The sequence below is a fragment of the Bacillus pretiosus genome (assembly GCF_052947655.1).
Window position 1 is genome coordinate 2,487,649 of the sequence record NZ_CM129593.1, and the last position, 18,761, is coordinate 2,506,409.

General features: G+C 34.5%; 29 protein-coding genes. 22 read left to right on the forward strand and 7 right to left on the reverse strand.

Going from position 1 to position 18,761, the window contains the following annotated elements; all coding sequences use genetic code 11:
- Nucleotides 1–179: 179 nt before the first annotated feature.
- On the forward strand, nt 180–356 hold the full coding sequence (locus ACU8YW_RS12640; RefSeq protein WP_170958655.1) for a DUF6877 family protein: 177 nt from the start codon (nt 180–182) through the stop codon (nt 354–356).
- Complete coding sequence (locus tag ACU8YW_RS12645) at nt 353–562, forward strand: hypothetical protein (protein ID WP_223270653.1); 210 nt, start codon at nt 353–355, stop codon at nt 560–562. The genes ACU8YW_RS12640 and ACU8YW_RS12645 overlap by 4 nt, the downstream gene beginning before the upstream one ends.
- Before the next feature lie 498 nt (nt 563–1,060).
- Here ACU8YW_RS12645 and ACU8YW_RS12650 read toward each other — a convergent pair whose 3' ends face one another.
- Nucleotides 1,061–1,345 carry a DUF4183 domain-containing protein gene (locus tag ACU8YW_RS12650; protein ID WP_001123250.1) on the reverse strand — a complete coding sequence of 95 codons (285 nt, stop codon included), beginning with the start codon at nt 1,343–1,345 and terminating at the stop codon, nt 1,061–1,063.
- A gap of 210 nt (nt 1,346–1,555) precedes the next feature.
- On the opposite strand from ACU8YW_RS12650, the gene ACU8YW_RS12655 reads away from it, so the two are divergent.
- From ACU8YW_RS12655 to ACU8YW_RS12725, 14 genes are all read left to right on the forward strand, one after another.
- Entirely contained in the window at nt 1,556–1,765 is a 210-nt protein-coding gene (locus ACU8YW_RS12655; RefSeq protein ID WP_142291749.1) for a hypothetical protein, read from the forward strand.
- A gap of 369 nt (nt 1,766–2,134) precedes the next feature.
- Complete coding sequence (locus tag ACU8YW_RS12660) at nt 2,135–2,731, forward strand: hypothetical protein (protein ID WP_000122592.1); 597 nt, start codon at nt 2,135–2,137, stop codon at nt 2,729–2,731.
- A gap of 554 nt (nt 2,732–3,285) precedes the next feature.
- Nucleotides 3,286–3,438, forward strand: a complete 153-nt coding sequence (locus ACU8YW_RS12665) for a hypothetical protein (protein ID WP_157639288.1) — start codon at nt 3,286–3,288, stop codon at nt 3,436–3,438.
- Between the two features lie 220 nt (nt 3,439–3,658).
- Nucleotides 3,659–3,853, forward strand: coding sequence for a hypothetical protein (locus ACU8YW_RS12670; RefSeq protein WP_080000129.1), 195 nt, complete (start codon nt 3,659–3,661; stop codon nt 3,851–3,853).
- Between the two features lie 879 nt (nt 3,854–4,732).
- Entirely contained in the window at nt 4,733–4,957 is a 225-nt protein-coding gene (locus tag ACU8YW_RS12675) for a hypothetical protein (RefSeq protein ID WP_000390479.1), read from the forward strand.
- Between the two features lie 75 nt (nt 4,958–5,032).
- Nucleotides 5,033–5,458: a phage holin family protein gene (locus ACU8YW_RS12680; RefSeq protein WP_088063569.1), complete on the forward strand. Its 426-nt coding sequence runs from the start codon at nt 5,033–5,035 to the stop codon at nt 5,456–5,458.
- A gap of 82 nt (nt 5,459–5,540) precedes the next feature.
- The gene (locus tag ACU8YW_RS12685) at nt 5,541–6,047 is read left to right on the forward strand and encodes a YpiB family protein (RefSeq protein ID WP_088063570.1); all 507 of its coding nucleotides are present in this window, start codon (nt 5,541–5,543) and stop codon (nt 6,045–6,047) included.
- 15 nt (nt 6,048–6,062) lie between these two features.
- Nucleotides 6,063–6,509, forward strand: coding sequence for an MFS transporter (locus ACU8YW_RS12690; protein ID WP_257131281.1), 447 nt, complete (start codon nt 6,063–6,065; stop codon nt 6,507–6,509).
- 559 nt (nt 6,510–7,068) lie between these two features.
- A complete protein-coding gene (locus ACU8YW_RS12695; protein WP_097908713.1) occupies nt 7,069–7,584 on the forward strand; it encodes a dUTP diphosphatase in 516 nt (171 codons plus the stop codon).
- The gene (locus ACU8YW_RS12700) at nt 7,581–7,997 is read left to right on the forward strand and encodes a DUF1064 domain-containing protein (protein WP_446894074.1); all 417 of its coding nucleotides are present in this window, start codon (nt 7,581–7,583) and stop codon (nt 7,995–7,997) included. Before ACU8YW_RS12695 ends, ACU8YW_RS12700 begins: the two co-directional genes overlap by 4 nt.
- A gap of 14 nt (nt 7,998–8,011) precedes the next feature.
- Nucleotides 8,012–8,743, forward strand: a complete 732-nt coding sequence (locus ACU8YW_RS12705) for a 2-methylcitrate dehydratase (protein ID WP_446894075.1) — start codon at nt 8,012–8,014, stop codon at nt 8,741–8,743.
- 267 nt (nt 8,744–9,010) lie between these two features.
- Complete coding sequence (locus ACU8YW_RS12715; RefSeq protein WP_446894110.1) at nt 9,011–9,709, forward strand: hypothetical protein; 699 nt, start codon at nt 9,011–9,013, stop codon at nt 9,707–9,709.
- A gap of 9 nt (nt 9,710–9,718) precedes the next feature.
- Nucleotides 9,719–10,120 (forward strand): hypothetical protein, encoded by a 402-nt coding sequence (locus ACU8YW_RS12720; protein ID WP_446894076.1) that lies wholly within the window; start codon nt 9,719–9,721, stop codon nt 10,118–10,120.
- The gene (locus ACU8YW_RS12725; RefSeq protein ID WP_446894077.1) at nt 10,113–10,841 is read left to right on the forward strand and encodes a sigma-70 family RNA polymerase sigma factor; all 729 of its coding nucleotides are present in this window, start codon (nt 10,113–10,115) and stop codon (nt 10,839–10,841) included. Before ACU8YW_RS12720 ends, ACU8YW_RS12725 begins: the two co-directional genes overlap by 8 nt.
- Before the next feature lie 110 nt (nt 10,842–10,951).
- Here ACU8YW_RS12725 and ACU8YW_RS12730 read toward each other — a convergent pair whose 3' ends face one another.
- The 3 genes from ACU8YW_RS12730 to ACU8YW_RS12740 form a co-directional block, all read right to left on the reverse strand.
- Nucleotides 10,952–11,359 carry a magnetosome magnetite crystal formation protein family gene (locus ACU8YW_RS12730; protein ID WP_446894078.1) on the reverse strand — a complete coding sequence of 136 codons (408 nt, stop codon included), beginning with the start codon at nt 11,357–11,359 and terminating at the stop codon, nt 10,952–10,954.
- 305 nt (nt 11,360–11,664) lie between these two features.
- Entirely contained in the window at nt 11,665–12,384 is a 720-nt protein-coding gene (locus tag ACU8YW_RS12735; RefSeq protein WP_446894079.1) for a collagen-like protein, read from the reverse strand.
- Nucleotides 12,385–12,596: 212 nt separating this feature from the next.
- Entirely contained in the window at nt 12,597–12,728 is a 132-nt protein-coding gene (locus ACU8YW_RS12740) for a hypothetical protein (RefSeq protein ID WP_446894080.1), read from the reverse strand.
- 769 nt (nt 12,729–13,497) lie between these two features.
- Here ACU8YW_RS12740 and ACU8YW_RS12745 point away from each other — a divergent pair.
- On the forward strand, nt 13,498–13,773 hold the full coding sequence (locus ACU8YW_RS12745) for a YosH family protein (protein ID WP_446894081.1): 276 nt from the start codon (nt 13,498–13,500) through the stop codon (nt 13,771–13,773).
- A 523-nt stretch (nt 13,774–14,296) separates the two neighbouring features.
- On the opposite strand, the gene gerPF is transcribed toward ACU8YW_RS12745, so the two are convergent.
- Entirely contained in the window at nt 14,297–14,512 is a 216-nt protein-coding gene (gene gerPF / locus ACU8YW_RS12750) for a spore germination protein GerPF (protein ID WP_061884034.1), read from the reverse strand.
- Nucleotides 14,513–14,657: 145 nt separating this feature from the next.
- Between gerPF and ACU8YW_RS12755 the strand changes: the two genes are divergently transcribed.
- The 3 genes from ACU8YW_RS12755 (at nt 14,658) to ACU8YW_RS12765 (ending at nt 16,024) form a co-directional block, all read left to right on the forward strand.
- Nucleotides 14,658–14,831, forward strand: coding sequence for a hypothetical protein (locus tag ACU8YW_RS12755; protein ID WP_446894082.1), 174 nt, complete (start codon nt 14,658–14,660; stop codon nt 14,829–14,831).
- Nucleotides 14,832–14,872: 41 nt separating this feature from the next.
- Nucleotides 14,873–15,250 carry an ArpU family phage packaging/lysis transcriptional regulator gene (locus tag ACU8YW_RS12760; protein ID WP_446894083.1) on the forward strand — a complete coding sequence of 126 codons (378 nt, stop codon included), beginning with the start codon at nt 14,873–14,875 and terminating at the stop codon, nt 15,248–15,250.
- A gap of 177 nt (nt 15,251–15,427) precedes the next feature.
- Nucleotides 15,428–16,024 (forward strand): complement C1q domain-containing protein, encoded by a 597-nt coding sequence (locus tag ACU8YW_RS12765; protein WP_446894084.1) that lies wholly within the window; start codon nt 15,428–15,430, stop codon nt 16,022–16,024.
- Nucleotides 16,025–16,711: 687 nt separating this feature from the next.
- Here the strand turns inward: ACU8YW_RS12765 and ACU8YW_RS12770 are convergent.
- Complete coding sequence (locus tag ACU8YW_RS12770) at nt 16,712–16,918, reverse strand: hypothetical protein (RefSeq protein WP_086403470.1); 207 nt, start codon at nt 16,916–16,918, stop codon at nt 16,712–16,714.
- 372 nt (nt 16,919–17,290) lie between these two features.
- On the opposite strand from ACU8YW_RS12770, the gene ACU8YW_RS12775 reads away from it, so the two are divergent.
- Entirely contained in the window at nt 17,291–17,491 is a 201-nt protein-coding gene (locus ACU8YW_RS12775; RefSeq protein ID WP_086403471.1) for a hypothetical protein, read from the forward strand.
- 429 nt (nt 17,492–17,920) lie between these two features.
- Here the strand turns inward: ACU8YW_RS12775 and ACU8YW_RS12780 are convergent, their stop codons facing one another.
- A complete protein-coding gene (locus ACU8YW_RS12780; protein WP_099686541.1) occupies nt 17,921–18,127 on the reverse strand; it encodes a hypothetical protein in 207 nt (68 codons plus the stop codon).
- A gap of 324 nt (nt 18,128–18,451) precedes the next feature.
- On the opposite strand from ACU8YW_RS12780, the gene ACU8YW_RS12785 reads away from it, so the two are divergent.
- On the forward strand, nt 18,452–18,664 hold the full coding sequence (locus ACU8YW_RS12785) for a hypothetical protein (RefSeq protein WP_446894085.1): 213 nt from the start codon (nt 18,452–18,454) through the stop codon (nt 18,662–18,664).
- The last annotated feature ends 97 nt before the right edge of the window (nt 18,665–18,761 follow it).

Consider the following 18,761-nt stretch of genomic DNA (forward strand, 5'->3'; position numbering starts at 1 on the left):
ATTTATATTTACAATTCAGTAGCTTTGAAAGTTCATTATTTTTAGTAAAGATTTCACTTGGTCACAAATAAAAGAGCAGCTAGCAAAAGCTAACTGCTTTTATAAGAAAATCGGAGAAAGATAACCATGTGTCTAAAGTATTGACGGAATTTTGAGTTTTATTCAGGAGAGAGAAAGAAATGACATATTTAGAGCAAATAAATAAGCTTTCTTCACAATTACCTTTAGTAGTTCTTCAAGATATTCATAATCATGTAAGAGATTGGTTGGCAAGTGGTGGAGAAGAAAATGATTCGTATATTGGTCAGAAATTACGATTCGCAGAAAATTATCTAAAGGCGAGAGGGACAGAATGAAATGCAAACATAAGTGGATTGACATGGAAGATGGAACAAATGACAAGTTCTGTGTGAAATGTAGCCAAAAGGTGAAACAAATGCAAATTGCATTACCTATAAGTATTTCTATTAGCGTTAGTGCAGCTTTACCAATGGCGAGTGAGAAAATGACTATAATCTCATATGGGAGTTTACAAGAATTTTATAAAGATGAAGGAGTTTAATAAAGAAAGAGGATTCGGAATTCAACCCTTGGGAAATGCAACAAAATAGTTATTTTAATAAAAGAAACCCCGATTGTTTGCGGGGTTTCTAAGGGTAATCGTCAAGTAATGAGGTAATCGACTAATTAACCATATCATGAGTTTTTTTGTAAATGTGTCCGAATAGATAAGGTCATCATTTTGAACAAAAACGCTATTTTATAAAAAAAGAGAAGCGCTTAATCAAGACGCTCCTCTTAATGCCAATATACAATAACTATTCCATTATAATGTATAAGCGTAAAATATTTAACAATTAGCTATGTGGTAAAAATTTCATTTTGTATTAGTTTAAAACTAAAAAAGAGCACCATATAAGTGCTCTTTTCAAGAGTGAGTATAAATACCAATCATCCTATAATAGTATATGCACCGCATTATGTAGTTGCTACTAAAATTAACTTCATTTTTTAAAATTAGAGGTTTCTTTTAATGAAACCTCTAAAAAGATAACTAAATTTACGTTATTGTAAATTCGATTGCGATAGGAGTTCCTCCATCTAGGACAGCTCCTCCTACAATAGTAGCAGCTGTAGTAGTCACACCAGTAATAGTATCCCCTGTTTGAATAACGCCATTAATATAAAGTGTTAAAAAAGCATAAGAAGCAGGGAATGTTGTTACAGCACCAGTGTCATCAGTGAAGTCTGTGTTAGCAAAAGTTAAATCTGCTCCAGCGACAGTCCCTGTTGCTGCTGTACTTACAAATCGTCTTCCAGCTATAAAGGGCTTAACGATAGGCATTTATGTTCACCTCTTTTTTGAGAATAAACTCAGACAAGTTTTTTGAAAGTCTTGTCCTGTATTTTATTCTATGTTGTGCTTCTTTTAAAAGATACGGCTTGTATACTAGTAAAAAATTATAATTATTATGTGTTTAATAGATGCTGTATAAATTTAAACAAAATAATTCGTTTATAAGTGAGTAGATCGAACGGAGGGGAACCGTATCGTATGAATCAATTGTCATTTTTTAAAGACATCGATGAAAAGGAGATGCATAGACTTGTGGTGAAGGAGCTGAAAAACTACAAAGCATTGTGCGTCCGGATGAAAAATCAAGAAGAACAGGCTCGAGCGGGGGGCATCGTTCTTTTTCCTAAAATGAAAGGTGACGAAAAGAATCATGAGATACGTGTTAAACAAATTGAACGGACGTTGTAACATCTCTTGATGAAGAGGAACGTAGGATAATAGGGAATCGAAAGGTTAAAGATTCGTTTGTGTACAACGAATTTATGATAAAGCGTGATCCGTTTTATCATAAAGAAAAAAGTGATATTCAGTTGATAGCTACAGCTGTGGGGATTATATAAACTTAGTTTTGAGGTATCGGAAATGGGATTCTAGTATTTTGTAATGTTGTATAGATTGGTTAAGATGAGGTTGTTCTGCTTTACATGTTATATTATTTCCCTGCCCTGCCAATTGGTAGGTTTTTTTCATTCTATTAAAAATAATAATAGCTCGTCCAAACCTTTTAAATCTATCTTACATAGTATGTAGTAATAAATTTAAAAGGGGGAAACTAGTATGTCTTATTCCTACTATGATCATTGTAAGGATAACAAAAAGAAATATCATGATTGTCATAAAAGTAGTAAGAGTTATGACAAATGTGATAAAAAACATGATGAAAAGCCTTGGGTTAATGTAAAAGTGAATTGTTGTTCTGATGATAACCAATACAATCTTGTAAGAGCGTCTGCTTTTAGAGCTGTGAGCACAGTTAATCAGATTGTGCCAGCAAATACTTTTGTAAAAGTCTTATTCCAAAATGAACAATTTGATTTAGCAAATGAATATAACCCTGCAACATCCATTTTTATACCAAAGACAAGGGGTGTTTATTCTGTTATTGGAACAATTGCGTTCATTCCCAATAATCTAAACGTAAACTATAGAGCGCGGGTAGAAATTCGAGTTAATGGAAATCCAGCAATTGCAATAGATAATGATTTTTTTGGTCCAATAAACTTTGCTAATGTTGTTGCCGTTTCATCAATAATTCAATTGAATGCTGGGGATGTAGTCGAGGTTTTTGCACAAAGTAGCGTAGCTGGAGTTATCTCTACTGTAGAAAATAGTACGCATTTTGAAGCTGCAAGATTTCCGTCTCCAACAGAATAAGTGATATGAAATCCATCAGTAATCTTATCTAAGTAAAGTCACTAATTTATATTTGACCTGCATAAATGCAGGGCTTTTTTTCGATAAAAAGGGAACGTTTCCGGGGATTTCTCAAAACAGAATCAATATTACTCTATATCTATACAGTTCTTTGAAAGAAGAATAGTGTGGGGATAGCGTAGCCCCTTTATCAAAACGTTACCGGAGAACGGGCAAGGGCGGTAAGAATCCGCAAGAAGGACGAAAAGACCAATTGAATTTATATAGTCAGCCACGATGTGTGAGTGTCGTGGCTTTTGTGTTTCTTATTGAGCCTGGTATATTTGCTGGGTTGATTGGTGATATAAACGTTTGATATACAGGTGCTTTAATTATATATAGGGGATTGCTCTTTTTCGTTTGCCCCTTTACATATATTGAAGAGTGTAGGACAGGCTCACTCGCTTGTATCTACCTTATTTCAATACTCATAAGAAACTCTTTATCACATTAAGAGCATCTACTGGCGCAGGTGCTCTCTTTTTATTGAACAAAATGGGGGAGGGTTGTTATAAATGATAGGGCTTAATCCACTCCATGAATGGTGGAAGATGAGTAGTTACACAAAATGGTATCACTACTTCTGGTTGACGCCAATAATTGCAGTGTTTCTCGGAATAGCTTGGGTAGTTTTAACAATCGTTGATTCTGTTTTATTTAAGAAATAGGAATGATGCCGAATGATAAGACCAATATCAATTATCGTAGACGCTGCCATGATCTGGTTGGTGTCTTGTTTGTTGTTAAGGAAAGATAAGGGGCGAGGCAGACTTGCAAATTGGAATATTATTAGTGTAAAACAAAAAACATAGGCTAGTAAACAAGCTGTTTTCAACTTTTATTCATAGAATATGATGAATTCTATTTTTAGAGGAGGGAATCATATCTATGGGATGCAACAATAATTTTGGACATTCTCGAGATTGCAATAGATTTTGGGATGATTTAGTATTTTGCGGATGCGGTCGTAGACGCAGAAGAAACGATTTTAACGACTGTCATTGTAGACGTGACTGCGATTGTGATGAGTGTCGTCGCAGACGTAATCATGACCGTGATCGTGATGATCGTCGAGATTGGTAAAGCCTTTTAAAAGAGTGCATATCTTTATAGCACTCTTTTTTATTAAGATTTTTAATACTTAATAATTTGAAAGGCGCAGTCTCAATTGGATTTAGCGTTTAACAAAACAAACGAACGAAAAAGAAAAGTAAGAATCAAATGATTCCTGCTAGGTGGAGATATAAGATGGATAATCCGATAGTGCTAATAAATTCTGGTGAAATGTAAAAATCTGATTTAAATCCGTTTGGTGTTTTGATTTTAAGGTTCATGTCCCGACTCCCTTAGCTCTTTTTTATCTTACATTGCTATATACAAACCAAAAGGAAGTTCGTAACAAATAAACGAGAAATATTTTTAAATAAAATTTATTTAGCAATCAGCATAAGTAGTGAACTCATGAAAATATAAAAACTTGAACGTGAGGTGACAGGTGAAATGTAGATGGCGAGACAGCGTAGTCCAGACCGTGATAAAGTATTTGGCTTAGTTACATAAAATAGAAGATATGAGTAAGTGAAGAAACGGCATAAAAAGAAGCGTAATTCGTCAAAGGAACATAATGATCCATTACCATCAAGTTAAGAAATTTATTGTTTCCGATTAATAGTAACGTTTTTATGTGATTGTTATTGATTTTAAAAAATAAAAAATCGCCTTATTTAAAGGCGATTCATAATTTATTTATAAGAGATTACATTAATAAACAACAAGATAGCAACGTTAGAAGAGTTAGTTCGAAAATTAATAAATGAGAAATCAGAGCAGCCGTAAGCTGTTTTTATTTTGCACAAAATACGGATTTTGTATGGGATTTCCTGCGATAAATTCACCATGAATAAGGTTGTCTCATATCATGTAAAGATTGCTTTATTAAGATGATAAAAGGATGTGAACGTATTGGAAGATGTTTATGTGAAAATTGATAGTTTAAAAGCAGAACAAAAAGAAATCATGCGAGATATTCGTAATTTAGAAACCCGCACAACAATTAATGAGAAAGACATAGCAACAATTAATAAGCAATTAGAAAAGATTAGCATGAATACAACTTGGATTTTGCGAATTATTATTAGCGCAATCACTATGTCAGTTTTGGGTTTAATATTAAAAGGGATGATTTAAAATATAAAAATAAAAGTACTTATTAAGAGAGGGACAAGCGTCTCTCTTTTTTTATTATAAATAAGGAGTGAAAAGATGGATCGTATGGATGTATTACTGAAAGCATTTATAGTTTTATTCGGTGGCTTCTGCGGATACTTTTTGGGAGGACGGGATACAACGTTGAAAGTTCTTGTTATTATGGCAGCAATTGACTATATTACCGGTGTATTCGCAGCAGGAATTAATGGAGAGCTAAAAAGTAAAGTTGGTTTTAAAGGCATCGCCAAAAAGGTGGTGCTTTTTCTTTTGGTCGCAGCAGCCACACAAGCTGATGCAGTTATGGGAACAAACAGTGCAATTCGTGAAGCGACGATTTTCTTCTTCATTGGGAATGAATTACTTTCACTTTTAGAAAATGCAGGTCGTATCGGAATCCCTTTACCATCAGCTTTAACTAATACGGTTGAAATTTTAGATGGGAAACAAAAACAAACGGAGAAAAAAGGAGTGGATCAATAATGGGACAAATAAGCAGCAACGCAAAAAGAAAATTGGAATGCTTGGATAGAAAAATTTGAAGGATGGAAAAGGGGGTTACTGCATGAGCATCGTGTCGGTTGAGAAAAAGCGTGAGTTTATTGAATGGTTCAAAGAGCATTACAAAATGAAATGGAGAGAGTGCCTTTGGATTTTGGAATATTTACTGAAAAATGAAGGGGCATTAAAAAGGGTTCATTTTGTAGAACGAGTTAAATTCGATAAACCAATTTCATTGTTTATGTCTACGCAATGCACAAAAACAGTACCATTTAAATTTTATAAAAACAATTTAGTTTCTGATGATCCAGACAAAGCTTTTGATCAGATCCGTTTTAATCAAAAAGAAACAATTTTTATTGAATTAAACTTCGCTGATAAATCCAGATATCCGTTATTCATTGAGGTATTAGAAGGTGAAGTATCTGATGAAACAGATATACCTTTTACTGAAAGATTGGAACTAGCACAGGTAGTTAATGATTTAGAAAAACTCGCCAAAGCACAACTTATCGATCATGCACTAGACACAAGAAACGAAGAATTGTTCCGTAAGTTGATTGCGAATTAAGGGAGAGGTGGAAGAATGGTGGTCCTTTACAAATTCAAACTCACAACTATTTTCGAACATTGGCCAAATGAAAAATTTGTAGTAGCGGAAACGGAAGGAAAAGCAAGATTCCTGTACTGGCAGAAGTTCAGAACAAGATTTCTAACAATGCCAATGGTTGAATTTATGAAGTTTGTAAAGTGCGAGAATGAAGGCGTTTTTGATATCAAGCGCATGTACAGCGCAGAGAAAGCTTTCAAGAAAATGCAGAATTATCGCAACCTGCATTTCGCTTACATGGGTATGCGAGTAAATATAGCTGGCATGTGGGGTACGATCGTCGGAAACTGGAAAACTCATTTGTTCGTTTTGTTCGATGGAGAAATTGAGAAGCACAACTGTCATCCTTTTTGGGAAATTGCTTACTACGATGATGAGGGGAAAGTGGTGCAAAACTCCCAAAAAGGAGAGTATGCGGTATAAGTAAAAAAGGACGAGCAGTCGTACCTGCCGTCCTTTATAGGAGAAAAATTATTCTGGATTAGAACTACGAATAACCAGAAAACGCGCTTTAAAACAGTGTTGTCAAAGATGTAATAATCTATGCAACAAAAAGCTTAGTCGGAATTCAAAACACCAAATGGCTTGCATTGGCAACAGGCTCAAAAGTAGTATATGTAAAATGAAAAATTCCATACAAAAAGCAGACAACATTTTCGGTTGTCTGCCAGTTAGTCGAATGAGTTAGCTAATTGTGATAAATTGCATTCCCATTGCGAGAAGAGTGAAGCTGCTAGTTCAAACAGCTTGTTGGTATTATTTTCGATATTTTTAAAAATATACAGTAAGAATTAGAAAAGTGATGAACCAATCTGCCTCTTACTGTAAAAGAAGGAAGTACCAGCCGTGGATTAAGCGGCTTGAAAATAGTATGTATTGATTTTTGAAAAATATTCAAGGGGTGAAGAAACATGGAATGTGCACAAAATGCTGTATATGAAATCACTCAGTTAATTAGTGAAGCGAAAGGGGAAAAACGATAATGAACATCGCAAAATTACGTGGATTACAAAAGATACTTGATAATCGGATTATTAAACAACATGGTTTGGAAGGTCAAAACTTAGTTAGTAATTTAATCTTAGCGCTACAGGTTGAAATTGCTGAATTAGCAAACGAAACAGGTTGTTTTAAACATTGGAGTAATAAAGGCCCAAGTGAAAGAGAAACCATTCTGACAGAGTTTGTGGATGGACTGCATTTTATTTTAAGTATCAGCAATCAGTTAGATGTGAAAATAGAGTTTCGGTGCGAGGATGAAACAGAAAAAACAATCGTTGGAACATTTAACAAGCTATTTTATTACGTAGGAGATATGTGGGATACAGCACACAATTATCCAAGTAGTAAATTGCAATTAGCGGATGATGTGGAAACAATTTTTAACTTGTTTATGGAATTAGGAACAAAACACCTCGGCTTTACTCATGAAGACATAGAACAATCATACTTGGAAAAGAACAAAGTAAATCATCAACGTCAGGATGAAAACTATTGAGTAAGTACAATAACAAGAAAGTTAAACTTGATAGCCATGTATTCGATAGTAAAGCAGAAGCGGATTATTACACGGGTTTAAAAGTTCGCAAAGCTGCAGGTGAAATTACGAGCTTTGAATTACAGCCGAGATTTACATTGCAACCGGCATTTACAAAGAACGGTAAGAAATTTAAGGCAATTACATATAGTGCAGACTTCATGGTCTATTTGCCAAATGGTGATGTGGAAGTCGTAGACATAAAGGGTATGGTGACGGAAACATTCGCGGTGAAAAAGAAGGTGTTCGAATATAAATATCCACACTTACAACTCATTCTTTTAAAGCATGTTATCAAGTATGGCGGATTTATCGCATTGGATGAGTACGACAAGTTAAAACGTGAAGAGAAAAAACTTAAAAAAGCGAGATAAAGGGAGCGGATCATATGTCATATATCGAATTCAAACCAACCTTAAAGAAAGTAAATCTTAAGCCAGGTGGTAAAAAGGAAATCGTTTTGGAAGTAACGGATGATTCGTTAAATGGAAGTATGGAAGCACTATCTGAAATGATTGATATCAAAGTGGATGTTTCAATCGAATCTCTTGTGGTGAATTACAATGTGAAATTAAACGTGAAGACAAATAAACCGTTAACGGAATACGAAGTAGATGATAAAGGCATCGTACAAGAAGTGAAAGCATCGCATGAGCAATTAGAGGCAGACTTTGATATTCCAGAAGAAAAGGTTCAAACGCGTGAAGAAAAAGAGCAGACGGATCGTGAAATTGTTGATGCGTTTATCATTAGTGGTTTAGCACCAAGCTTTGACGGAATGCCTAATAAGATGCCTGACATTGTGAAGCGCCGTCAGGAAGGTGAGTCTTACTTGAAACTTGCAAGCGAACTGAATATGTCATCCGGGCAAATTATCGAAGTAATAGATGAATACCGCAAACGTGTTGCTCCGTTAGCAATCAAATGGCACGAATGGAAAGAGAAGCAGCCTGATGTTGCAGAGCTGCCAAAAGCAGAAGAGAAACCGAAGGAAGAAACAGAGACAGAAGAAACGGTTGTACCAGAAGAAGAGCAAGTGCAAGTTGAAGAATCAAAATCTTCTGAAGGAAATGAAGTCACTGATGAGGATAAGCCTTTCAATGAAAAATTAGAAGACTAATAAATACAGGTTGGTAGTATGGCAATTTCGTTGTACTACCTGCCTTTCAATCTCATATGGGGTGATGGATTGAACAAAAAAGAGAAACGGCAGATCCGACTTAGGATTTTAAATATACAAGATGATCAGTGTAAAGGCTGTACGAAGGTTCCCAAATATAGTAACACTTGCAAAAACCATAAAACTTCATGGTGCGCTGAAAATTGTGAAATCGGTAAAAATCTAAAAAGCTTAGGTGAGAGCCTACTCGAGGGGAGAACGGAACATATGGCTGAACAAAGAAATTGGGATCAATTATGTACGACTGCTGAAAAGTTACGTGCTGCAGATGTGAAAAAATGGACTTGGGGAAGACTTTCTGAACACTTAGGTGTAAATGAAAAAACTTTGTACCACCATATTTCAAAAAGAAGAGAAGAAAAACAACCGTCTATCAAACGCGTAGGCGCATCAAAGAATCCACAGAATACAAAACCATTACTGCAACCTCAAAACGTTGAGAAAACGAAATCTGAACTACCAAAATTAAATTCTATAGTGGCTGAACATATTGAGAAAGCAGAAACGCTAGATGTTTCTTGGAAAGAGCGATTAAATGACATTCTTGGTGAAAAAGATACACTTCGAAAAGAGTTAAGTGAAGTATCGGAAATGTATGAGGGATTAAAAGGTTTAAAAGAAAAACTAGCACAAGATTTCATCACAGAAACAAAAGCTCGACTGGAAGCGGAAGATGCACTCAAACTAATGCAAGATCAGCTACAATCTCGTGATGAGGATTACAACACATTACTAAATGAATTTAATGCGATTACGGAAAAGAATCATGAATTACATCATGACCTTCAAAAAATGCATATCAACATACGTGCTGCAGAAGAAACGGCTGCAAAAGAACGTGAACACCGTCTTGAGCTACAAGGTAGATCACAGGCACTTGGTATAGCGCTGAAAGCAGTTTTATAGGTGGATGGTATGAAACTGACAAAGGAAGAAAGAAAAGAGCTTACATTCCAGATTGGTGACATTATTGAACAGAAATGCAGACGCTGTTATTACAATCGTACATCAGACGAATGTTTCAGTATCAATGAATGTAAGGCATGCCCGACTGGTGATGAATTACGCCAGTTGGGTAGATATTTTGATACACAGCCTAAAAAGAACGGCGGACCAAGAATGGAAAAGTCGAGTGGTTTAACGCCTGAAGTTGTCAGGAATTTAAATATACAAGGTATATCGGATAAAGATATTGGTATTATGTATGATCTTAGCCCCTCATATGTCGGGAAAAAGAAGAAACATTGGAAACGAGCGGGTATTTGGAAAGGTCCGACAGATATGAGAGAAATTAAAAGGGGTGGAGCGAATGCCTGAAATAGTTGATGTGAAAACCTTGACGGATGATGAGTTTTTTAAAAAATATAAAAAGCTAGTTTATAAGTTTGTATGGGAAAAGTACGGATCAAATTTGGAGTCTATTAAAAGTAATACAGGTTTAGAAATAGAGGATCTAATTCAATGCGGCATGATCGGATTACTTAAGGCAAGAAAAGACTTTGATCCTGCATATGGGTGCAAGTTCTCCACTTTAGCGATTCCTAAAATGCATGGGGAAACTACTAGAGCGATTATAAATAATCAAAAAGTTAAAGTGACGCGAGAAATATTCTACTTAAAAGGCAGAATTATTAGAGAAAAATTAGCGGAAGAAAAACCAGAGGTCATTAGTCAGTTATTAGGCGTAACTGTTGAGGATGTAGAAGAAGCTTTGCGATATCAGCAAATTCCAAGTTCTTTACATGACGTAACATTTTCATCAGGAAGTGGAGATACTGATTTAACCCTAGAGCAAATGCTTGTAGATGAAAGCTCAACACGTAAAACGGAAGAAATTGATGAAAAGATAGTAATGCGTTCTTTTATAAATACACTACCAGATAGAGAGTTAATGATCTGGGATATGTATTCAAATCATATGTCACAAGAAAGTATTGGTGAACGTGTAGGGGTTACTCAGACTCAAATTAGTCGAATTCTAAAACGAATCAATCGAAGAGCCACAGCTTTCGGGAAAGCGCAGGGGGTGGCAAAGTAGTACCAATTTTGAATTTTATTAAAAAGAAGGAACGGAGGAATATGTAAAAGACTTTGAAAGGTCCATAAAAAAAGAATTCAGTAAAACTCTGAATTCTTCTACATGTATTTTTATTTTTTAATCCATTTAGAAATAATAGGATAATGAAAGTCTTTTGCCTGTAGCACATATAAAATTCCTTTTATAGGTCCGAAAATTAACAAAAGAAACAGTATTAGATATAAAGGAGCTATCCCGAAAATAATCAAAGCGTTATTTGAAGTTAAGTCTAAATTAGACAAAGATAACATTAAGATTCTTATTATGAATAGATTCCAAATCATTGTAATCATCCAAATGAATAGTTGGTAAAAAACAGCTTCAAGGATATTTTTTCGAATGTCTTGTGATTTGCATATGAAATAAAAAATCAATGGTATATAAAAAATTGTGACGCTAAAGAAAATAAGAATAAAAAAAGATAATAGGGTAAGAAAATGCATAATTAATTTTATGTTCTTTTCTTGAGTTAGGATCATTAAGGTCCTCCTATATGTATGAGATTTGTTGTGCCTATTAATATATATGCTGTAGATAATTATAACATAAAAATTAATTGTAATAGAATACTGCATCGAAAAGAACACGTATTAAATTAAACAAAAGCGTTATTTGAATGAAATGAAGAGTAACCAATGTTTATTAATGAATATATATAGTGAGCCGGGTCATGGTTGAGGGACAGGATTATGGTGATTTCTGATATGAAAAGAGAGCCAGAAGGCCCTCTTTAATAGTTATTGGATTGGGCCAGTAAACGAAAAGCTTCAAATACATCAATATATTAAAAATTTTGTGAACATGAAGTACAAGGTCCACCAGTAGGTTGAAATACAACATTATCAACAAAAGCTGTTGCGCCTTCCCCACCTGTAGCAATATTTTGGAAAGCAACACATGCTGTAGTCACACCAGGAGGTATACACACAACAAGAATATAATGTTGGAAAAGAGATTGCGGTTGATTCATAACAGGTATAATATGTGGAATATTTAATGGTCCAAGATCTGCAGCGAGAGGAGGACATCCCTGCCCAAGTTCTGGGAAAGATACAGAAGCTATAAGAAGAGCATTATCCCTTACATCCGCAGCAAAAGAAAGCGTAAAACAACAACCTTCGCCAACATCAACCAATTGATTAATACTACCGCCTGGTCCAATTGAAGCAGCTAAGAGACTAAGTGTCCCATTTGAAAGAACGCGACCACTATGAGCGTTTGGAGGACCTACTTCTGTAACATCCCCAATTTGATTCCAACCTGGAACTGGATCGCCCACTAATGGTGGTTCGTCAAAACCTGGATTGTCAAGAACATTAGTACATGGACAACATCCTACAGCAGTAGGCCCAGTAGGCCCAGTAGGTCCAGTAGGTCCAGTAGGCCCAGTCGGTCCAGTAGGCCCAGTCGGTCCAGTAGGCCCTGTTGGTCCAACTTGAGGTGGGGGTACAGGGGGGAGGAAACACTCACATGGAATATGAAATTTCTTTTTAAATTCACTCATTTTTACACCATCCTTATCATTCATTCACCCACTTACACACTACAACTTATGAATTGGTTAACACACAAGTATAAGAAAAAGGCCCTTGAAAATTAAAATAAATAAAAAAATAAGCCCTTATGTCACAAATATAAACCCATTCCATAATATATAAGGAACATGGGTTCACTCCAAAAAGCTTTTAATATATATAAGGGAGTCCACTTCCTAAATCAATACCGTTGAACCTGTTGCTCCTGTTGCTTCTGTTGGTAAAGTGAATGAAGAAAAATAGGTAGGAGTGTTGAAATAATTAAACTTGCTTCAACAGTAGTTCCATGTAAAATAATATTTTCTTTATTCATAACTTCACCTCCTATGATTGCTCGTCGTAGGAGGTGAAGTTAGCAAAAAATAAATTATGAAATCGGAAAGCAATTATATAAAAGCGTAAGGATTATTAAGGGGAATTAAAGAATGTATCGAAAGTGAGAAACGAAGTGACAGGAAAATGCAAGAAGAATTATACGATCAAAGTGGTTGGATGATATACGATGGTGAATGGGGTGAAGTGGACAAGCAGTTTTATTTTATAAATTAAACAAAAATTTCAATTGATAAGTATTCAAAAATCAAAAAAGAGCACTTAATAAAGTGCTCTCGTGACGAGATTCATTTTGTAACGACTATTTTATATAGAAAGGAACTCAGAATATTATTTGCGTGTTCAGTTAATTGAGTGCTTTTTACAGACAAAGAGCAGCTAGCAAAAGCTAACTGCCGAAAGGTTCCAAGCTGCAATCACTGTTAAAAAAGCTGCTTACAGGTAGTATGTATAGAATTGTGAGGATTATTCGGATGAATAAAAAGAGCACCTTTGAACAGTGCTCTTCAGAGAGGAGCTAATTAAGTTAGTTAAATGAATGTAAAAAGAATACCTTTTTTCATTTGAGAAGCAGTGATTTTTTGCTTCAAAATAATATATGAGCTTTAAATTGAAAAAGTGATAAAAAAACAAAAGAGCAGCTAGCAAAAGCTAACTGCTCTCCAGAAAAGCATTAAGAAGGAAGTTCAGAACTCAAGTGCATTTATAGTATGGACAAGGTTTAGAAATTTATTCGAGGAGGAATGAATATGAAATACTTCGAGTTTAATAAGCATGAATATTGGGCTATGGTTGCAGCAGAAAGCGAGGAAAAGGTGTATGAAATTTATCAAACTGAAGTTGCAGGTAATACGATTGCAGGTGTTATGGCAGAGGGAAGAGCGGAAGAAGTTAAAAAGAATATAGCTTTTGGTAAATATATAACATCGGCTCTAAAACATGGTGGTAAAAAATATTTTGAAGCAGCTTGTGATTTTCATTCAAGTAAAAATACAACATTACTATTTGATTCGTCACTAACATAAAAAAGCAGTTAGCAAAAGCTAACCGCTCTCACAAGCACTGCTAAAAGGAACTACTTTGGGGAAAGCAGTTTGTTCTTAGTGTTACCGGAATATCGGATTTTATTCGGTGAAATGAAAAGTTGAATTACTTAATAGAGCCCATATAAATGGCAGCTAGCACAAGTTAACTGCCATAAGAACATTACATCCACGAATTTAAGGAGTATAAATTTTTCGTGAGTTATGTATAGTATGGACAGAAACTTCAAGTTTAAGTAAAAAAATAAAAAAGAACAGTTATTTATAATAACTGCTCTATGATGTGAAGTGCAACCTGGGTAAGAAGCAAGTTGTATTGTGATTAGTATTGTTTGAATATCGAATTTTATTCGTTCTAATAAAAAAAACAGCTAGCAAAAGCTAACTGCTCGGGTCAGGGAACTACTGCTGATAGAGGTTCATTAATATGAGTTTTGACTATCGCCTATGCACAGTATTGACGGAATATCGAGTTTTATTCAAGGGGGAGAGGGAAAAAATAATTTTAACTTGATACAACTTGATCTTGATCAGCAACATCAGAATCAAATGTATTCGTTGCACTAACACCGTTAAAGGTATTAACAACAAAAGAAACATTTGATGCCCCTGAACCATTATAAGATTTTGTATTCTCTTTTGGAGATACGTTATAAAAATCCCCTAAATTAAAAGCACCATTACTGTTTTGAACGACAAGATTTCCAACGACAGAAGGCATAGTATACACCTGCTTTCCTAGAACGTATATAAATTAGTATATGGTGTATGCGTCTAGTGGTTCATCTGAAACTGAGAATTTTAAAATGAAGTTTGATTGAAAACGCAATAAAATAATCCTTTGAATAGAAAACGAGGTTAAAGGAATGGAAGGTAACGTAAAGCTTTTAGGTGACGACGGAATGTTAGGGATGGAGTTTAAGGAAAGAACGATTCGTGTTTATAACACAGAAGGTAATGTGATGGAATTACTTTTAACAAAAGAACAGGTTCAAGAGGCTATCGATTTTCTAGAAGGATGTAAAAAGGAAATGAAGTAAAAGTTCAATAGAGTAGATCGAACGGAGGGGAAGCGTATCGTATGAATCAATTGTCATTTTTTGAAGACATCGATGAAAAGGAGATGCGAAGACTTGTGGTGAGGGAACTGAAAAACTACAAAGCGTTGTGCGTCCGGATGAAGAATCAAGAAGAACAGGCTCAAGCGGGAGGTATAGTTCTTTTTCCTAAAATGAAAGGTGACGATAAGAATCATGAGATACGCTTTAAACAAATTGAACGGACATTAAAATATGCTCTTGATGAAGATGAACGCAAGATAATTGAAATGAAGTACTTGGGGAATCGGAAGGTTAAAGATTCGTTTGTGTACAATGAATTAATGATAAAGCGTGATCCGTTTTATGAAAAGAAAAAAAGTGCTATTCAGTTGATAGCCACGGCTTTAGGGATTATATAAAACTTGCTTTTGAAGCAACAGAAATGGAATTCTAGCATTTTGTGGTGTTGATATAGATAGGTTAAGATGAGGTTGCTCTGCTTTTTTTATTCTATTAAAAATAGTAACAGTTCGTCCAAACTTATCTAATCTATCTTACATAGTATGTAGTAATAAATTTAAAAGGGGGAAACTAGTATGTCTTATTACTACGATGATTATTGTAAGGATTACAAAAAGAAATATCATGATTGTCATAAAAGCAGTAAGAGTTATGACAAATGTGATAAAAAACATGAGGAAAAACCTTGGGTTAATGTAAAAGTGAATTGTTGTTCTGATGATAATCAATACAACCTTGTAAGAGCGTCTGCTTTTAGAGCTGTGAGCACAGTTAATCAGAATGTGCCAGCAAATACATTTGTTAAAGTTTTATTCCAAAATGAACAATTTGATTTAGCAAATGAATATAACCCTGCAACATCCATTTTTATACCAAAGACAAGAGGTGTTTACTCTGTTATTGGAACAATTGCGTTCATTCCCAATAATCTAAACGCAAACTATAGAGCGCGGGTAGAAATTCGAGTTAATGGAAATCCGGCAATTGCAATAGATAATGATTTTTTTGGTCCAATAAACTTTGCTAATGTTGTAGCTGTTTCATCAATAATTCAATTGAATGCAGGGGATGTAGTCGAGGTTTTTGCACAAAGTAGCGTAGCTGGAGTTATTTCTACTGTAGAAAATAGTACGCATTTTGAAGCTGCAAGATTCCCGTCTCCCAAAGAATAAGTGATATGAAATCTCGTCAGTAATTTTATCTAGGTAAATTCACTAATTTATATTTGATCTGCATAAATGCAGGTCTTTTTTTTCGATAAAAAGGGGGATGAAAAAGGGGACGTTTCCGGGGATTTCTCAAAATGGAATAAATATTACGCTATACCTATACAGTTCTTTGAAAAAAGAATAGTGTGGGGATAGCGTATCTATGCGCTCATAATTAATGATCATAGCCCCTTTATCAAAACGTTACCGAAGAACGGGCAAGGGCGGTAAGAATCCGCAATAAGGATGAAAAGACCAATTGTATATATTCAGCCACGGTGCGTGAGTGTCGTGGCTTGTATGTTTCTTATTAAGTTTAGTATTTGGATGTTAGGTTTAATAAGAAGTATAAATAGTCCCCTTTTAGAAATTGGTCTTTAAAGGTTATGTTTTTATATCTCTATACACAAATGTAATATAATGATTTGTGTCAAGAGTAAAGAAAGAGGGATTTTGCATTAACATGGCGGAAAGAATAAATTATGGAAAATATAGCAAACTTTTTAATGAAAATAAAGTAAAAGTATCTAAATAGATGTTTTTTTCTTTGTTATATATAAATTACACATTAAATGTATTTAAATACTGTTTTAGGTATAACGTGAATTAACTCATACAATGATACAGATAACGGATATTTTTCTATTTAGATTAGATGTTAAATGTACCGTGAAACTCTTGGAAATACAATGCTGGGAAAGGATAATGATATTGGTATATTACGGGAGAAGGCGGAATTGTAGGGGGAAAGGGAATGTACCCAGGTTGCATACCATATTGACCGTATGAAGGATATTGAAGTAAATGTTGCCAAGTAGCAGCTGGAGCTACAACAATCCTCATCGGGAAAGGATTCATAATATAATCACTCCTAAAGTAGTATTCATGTAATAGGGTATGCGCTTACTGAATATAGATGTGCACAATTTAGGTCTATAAACATAATAATCAACGGACAGAAAATAGGGTTACTAATCTTATGATGTGTCCATTATGGGTGTTTTATTTTACTATGTAGATAGAACAAACATGTGTATATCAATTACCGTAGGTGCTACCGTGATCTGGATGGCGTCTTGTTTGTTGTTAAGGAAAGATAAGGGGTGAGGGGAATGGCAAATTGAAATATTATTAGTCTAAAACAAAAAACATAGACTAGTAAACAAGCCATTTTCACCTTTTATTCATAGAATATGATGAAATCTATTTTTAGAGGAGGAAATCATATCTATGGGATGGAATAATAATTTTGGACATTCTCGAGATTGTAATAGATTTTGGGATGATTTAGTATTTTGCGGATGCGGTCGTAGACGCAGAAGAAACGATTTTAACGACTGTCATTGTAGACGCGACTGTGATTGTGATGAGTGTCGTCGCAGACGCAATCATGACCGTGATCATGACCATGATGATCGTCGGGATTGGTAAAGTCTTTAAAAAGAGTGCATATCTTCATAGCACTCTTTTTTATTATGTTTTTTAATTAGTACTTATTAATTCGAAGAATACAGTTTCAATTTGATTTAATATTTTACAAAACAAACGAACATAATGAATAGAAAAAGCAAGAATCAAATGATTCCTGCTAGTTGAAGAGATGTGACTAACATTCCAATAGCGCTAATAAACTCTGGAGAAATGTAAAAATCTGATTTAGATCCGTTTGGTCTCTTGATTTTTAGTTTCATGTTTCTACTCCTTTATATTTAGTTTTTACATGGGTATATACAATTCAGAAGGGAGTTTGTAACAAATAAATGAGAAATATTTTTAAGTAAGATTCATTTAGCGATTTGTGTAAGTAGCGAATACGCTGCTTTTTTATTTTACATAGAAAAAGGAACCGTAATAGGCTCCTTAATTCGATTCAGAAGTTGTGTAGTTTTTCTTGATGATATCTTTTATGTTGATAATTAAGGATATAAGAAATCCAGCAGCTAGGATACCGTTTACCCAGTAATATGTATTCCCTGATGTAAATTTATTATAAAAGGAATTGACATTATAAAATACTAGGAGAGCTGAAAAGACAGTGGAGATTACTAACATACCAAAACTTTTCATTGTGTTCACCTCGATTCAAAATGTTAGAACTTATTTACAATTTTACATTTAAATAAACAGATTTACAAGGAGAGGAATAAAAAAAGAACCTGCAAACCTGCAGATTCTCCTGATAATGATTTATGGAGCAAGACCCGAAAATATAATACAATAATTCGAAAATGAGTTCAAGTAAATAAAAAGAACCCGCTGGAGTTCGGGTCCTTTTCAGAAGTGATGATGTATTCTCGATTAGGGAACTGAGAAAATACAAAAATATAATACATCGAGTTTTAGAGAATTTCAAGAATAAATTAGGAATTATCATAGGGAGGAGTTGGACAAATGAAACTAACTAAACAAGAACAAGCGGTTGCAATAGGTACATTCATTTCAATGTTAGGACAAGATATTGTAAATGAGCGTATCGATAAACAGAAGTTAGAAAACGCAATTCCAATCTTTAATGAGTTGGAAGATAACACAACACCAAAGCAAAAGAGAGAAGCAATGATTAGTTTGCTTGGTAAAACGGTAGATGAATTCTTAAAACAATAGGCATAAAAAAAGGAAAAGCAACTCGCTTGGGGGGCGAATTACTTCTCCAGATGGCAATGTTAATTTTATTATAGCAACTTGGACATATTTGTGAATT

Excerpts from the sequence above, each read along its gene's own strand:
- ACU8YW_RS12640 (WP_170958655.1), top strand. The coding sequence starts at position 180 with ATGACATATTTAGAGCAAATAAATAAGCTTTCTTCACAATTACCTTTA.
- ACU8YW_RS12645 (WP_223270653.1), top strand. The coding sequence starts at position 353 with ATGAAATGCAAACATAAGTGGATTGACATGGAAGATGGAACAAATGAC.
- ACU8YW_RS12650 (WP_001123250.1), bottom strand. The coding sequence starts at position 1,345 with ATGCCTATCGTTAAGCCCTTTATAGCTGGAAGACGATTTGTAAGTACA.
- ACU8YW_RS12655 (WP_142291749.1), top strand. The coding sequence starts at position 1,556 with ATGAATCAATTGTCATTTTTTAAAGACATCGATGAAAAGGAGATGCAT.
- ACU8YW_RS12660 (WP_000122592.1), top strand. The coding sequence starts at position 2,135 with ATGTCTTATTCCTACTATGATCATTGTAAGGATAACAAAAAGAAATAT.
- ACU8YW_RS12665 (WP_157639288.1), top strand. The coding sequence starts at position 3,286 with ATGATAGGGCTTAATCCACTCCATGAATGGTGGAAGATGAGTAGTTAC.
- ACU8YW_RS12670 (WP_080000129.1), top strand. The coding sequence starts at position 3,659 with ATGGGATGCAACAATAATTTTGGACATTCTCGAGATTGCAATAGATTT.
- ACU8YW_RS12680 (WP_088063569.1), top strand. The coding sequence starts at position 5,033 with ATGGATCGTATGGATGTATTACTGAAAGCATTTATAGTTTTATTCGGT.
- ACU8YW_RS12685 (WP_088063570.1), top strand. The coding sequence starts at position 5,541 with ATGAGCATCGTGTCGGTTGAGAAAAAGCGTGAGTTTATTGAATGGTTC.
- ACU8YW_RS12690 (WP_257131281.1), top strand. The coding sequence starts at position 6,063 with ATGGTGGTCCTTTACAAATTCAAACTCACAACTATTTTCGAACATTGG.
- ACU8YW_RS12695 (WP_097908713.1), top strand. The coding sequence starts at position 7,069 with ATGAACATCGCAAAATTACGTGGATTACAAAAGATACTTGATAATCGG.
- ACU8YW_RS12705 (WP_446894075.1), top strand. The coding sequence starts at position 8,012 with ATGTCATATATCGAATTCAAACCAACCTTAAAGAAAGTAAATCTTAAG.
- ACU8YW_RS12715 (WP_446894110.1), top strand. The coding sequence starts at position 9,011 with ATGGCTGAACAAAGAAATTGGGATCAATTATGTACGACTGCTGAAAAG.
- ACU8YW_RS12720 (WP_446894076.1), top strand. The coding sequence starts at position 9,719 with ATGAAACTGACAAAGGAAGAAAGAAAAGAGCTTACATTCCAGATTGGT.
- ACU8YW_RS12725 (WP_446894077.1), top strand. The coding sequence starts at position 10,113 with ATGCCTGAAATAGTTGATGTGAAAACCTTGACGGATGATGAGTTTTTT.
- ACU8YW_RS12730 (WP_446894078.1), bottom strand. The coding sequence starts at position 11,359 with ATGATCCTAACTCAAGAAAAGAACATAAAATTAATTATGCATTTTCTT.
- ACU8YW_RS12735 (WP_446894079.1), bottom strand. The coding sequence starts at position 12,384 with ATGAGTGAATTTAAAAAGAAATTTCATATTCCATGTGAGTGTTTCCTC.
- ACU8YW_RS12740 (WP_446894080.1), bottom strand. The coding sequence starts at position 12,728 with ATGAATAAAGAAAATATTATTTTACATGGAACTACTGTTGAAGCAAGT.
- ACU8YW_RS12745 (WP_446894081.1), top strand. The coding sequence starts at position 13,498 with ATGAAATACTTCGAGTTTAATAAGCATGAATATTGGGCTATGGTTGCA.
- gerPF (WP_061884034.1), bottom strand. The coding sequence starts at position 14,512 with ATGCCTTCTGTCGTTGGAAATCTTGTCGTTCAAAACAGTAATGGTGCT.
- ACU8YW_RS12755 (WP_446894082.1), top strand. The coding sequence starts at position 14,658 with ATGGAAGGTAACGTAAAGCTTTTAGGTGACGACGGAATGTTAGGGATG.
- ACU8YW_RS12760 (WP_446894083.1), top strand. The coding sequence starts at position 14,873 with ATGAATCAATTGTCATTTTTTGAAGACATCGATGAAAAGGAGATGCGA.
- ACU8YW_RS12765 (WP_446894084.1), top strand. The coding sequence starts at position 15,428 with ATGTCTTATTACTACGATGATTATTGTAAGGATTACAAAAAGAAATAT.
- ACU8YW_RS12770 (WP_086403470.1), bottom strand. The coding sequence starts at position 16,918 with ATGAATCCTTTCCCGATGAGGATTGTTGTAGCTCCAGCTGCTACTTGG.
- ACU8YW_RS12775 (WP_086403471.1), top strand. The coding sequence starts at position 17,291 with ATGGGATGGAATAATAATTTTGGACATTCTCGAGATTGTAATAGATTT.
- ACU8YW_RS12780 (WP_099686541.1), bottom strand. The coding sequence starts at position 18,127 with ATGAAAAGTTTTGGTATGTTAGTAATCTCCACTGTCTTTTCAGCTCTC.
- ACU8YW_RS12785 (WP_446894085.1), top strand. The coding sequence starts at position 18,452 with ATGAAACTAACTAAACAAGAACAAGCGGTTGCAATAGGTACATTCATT.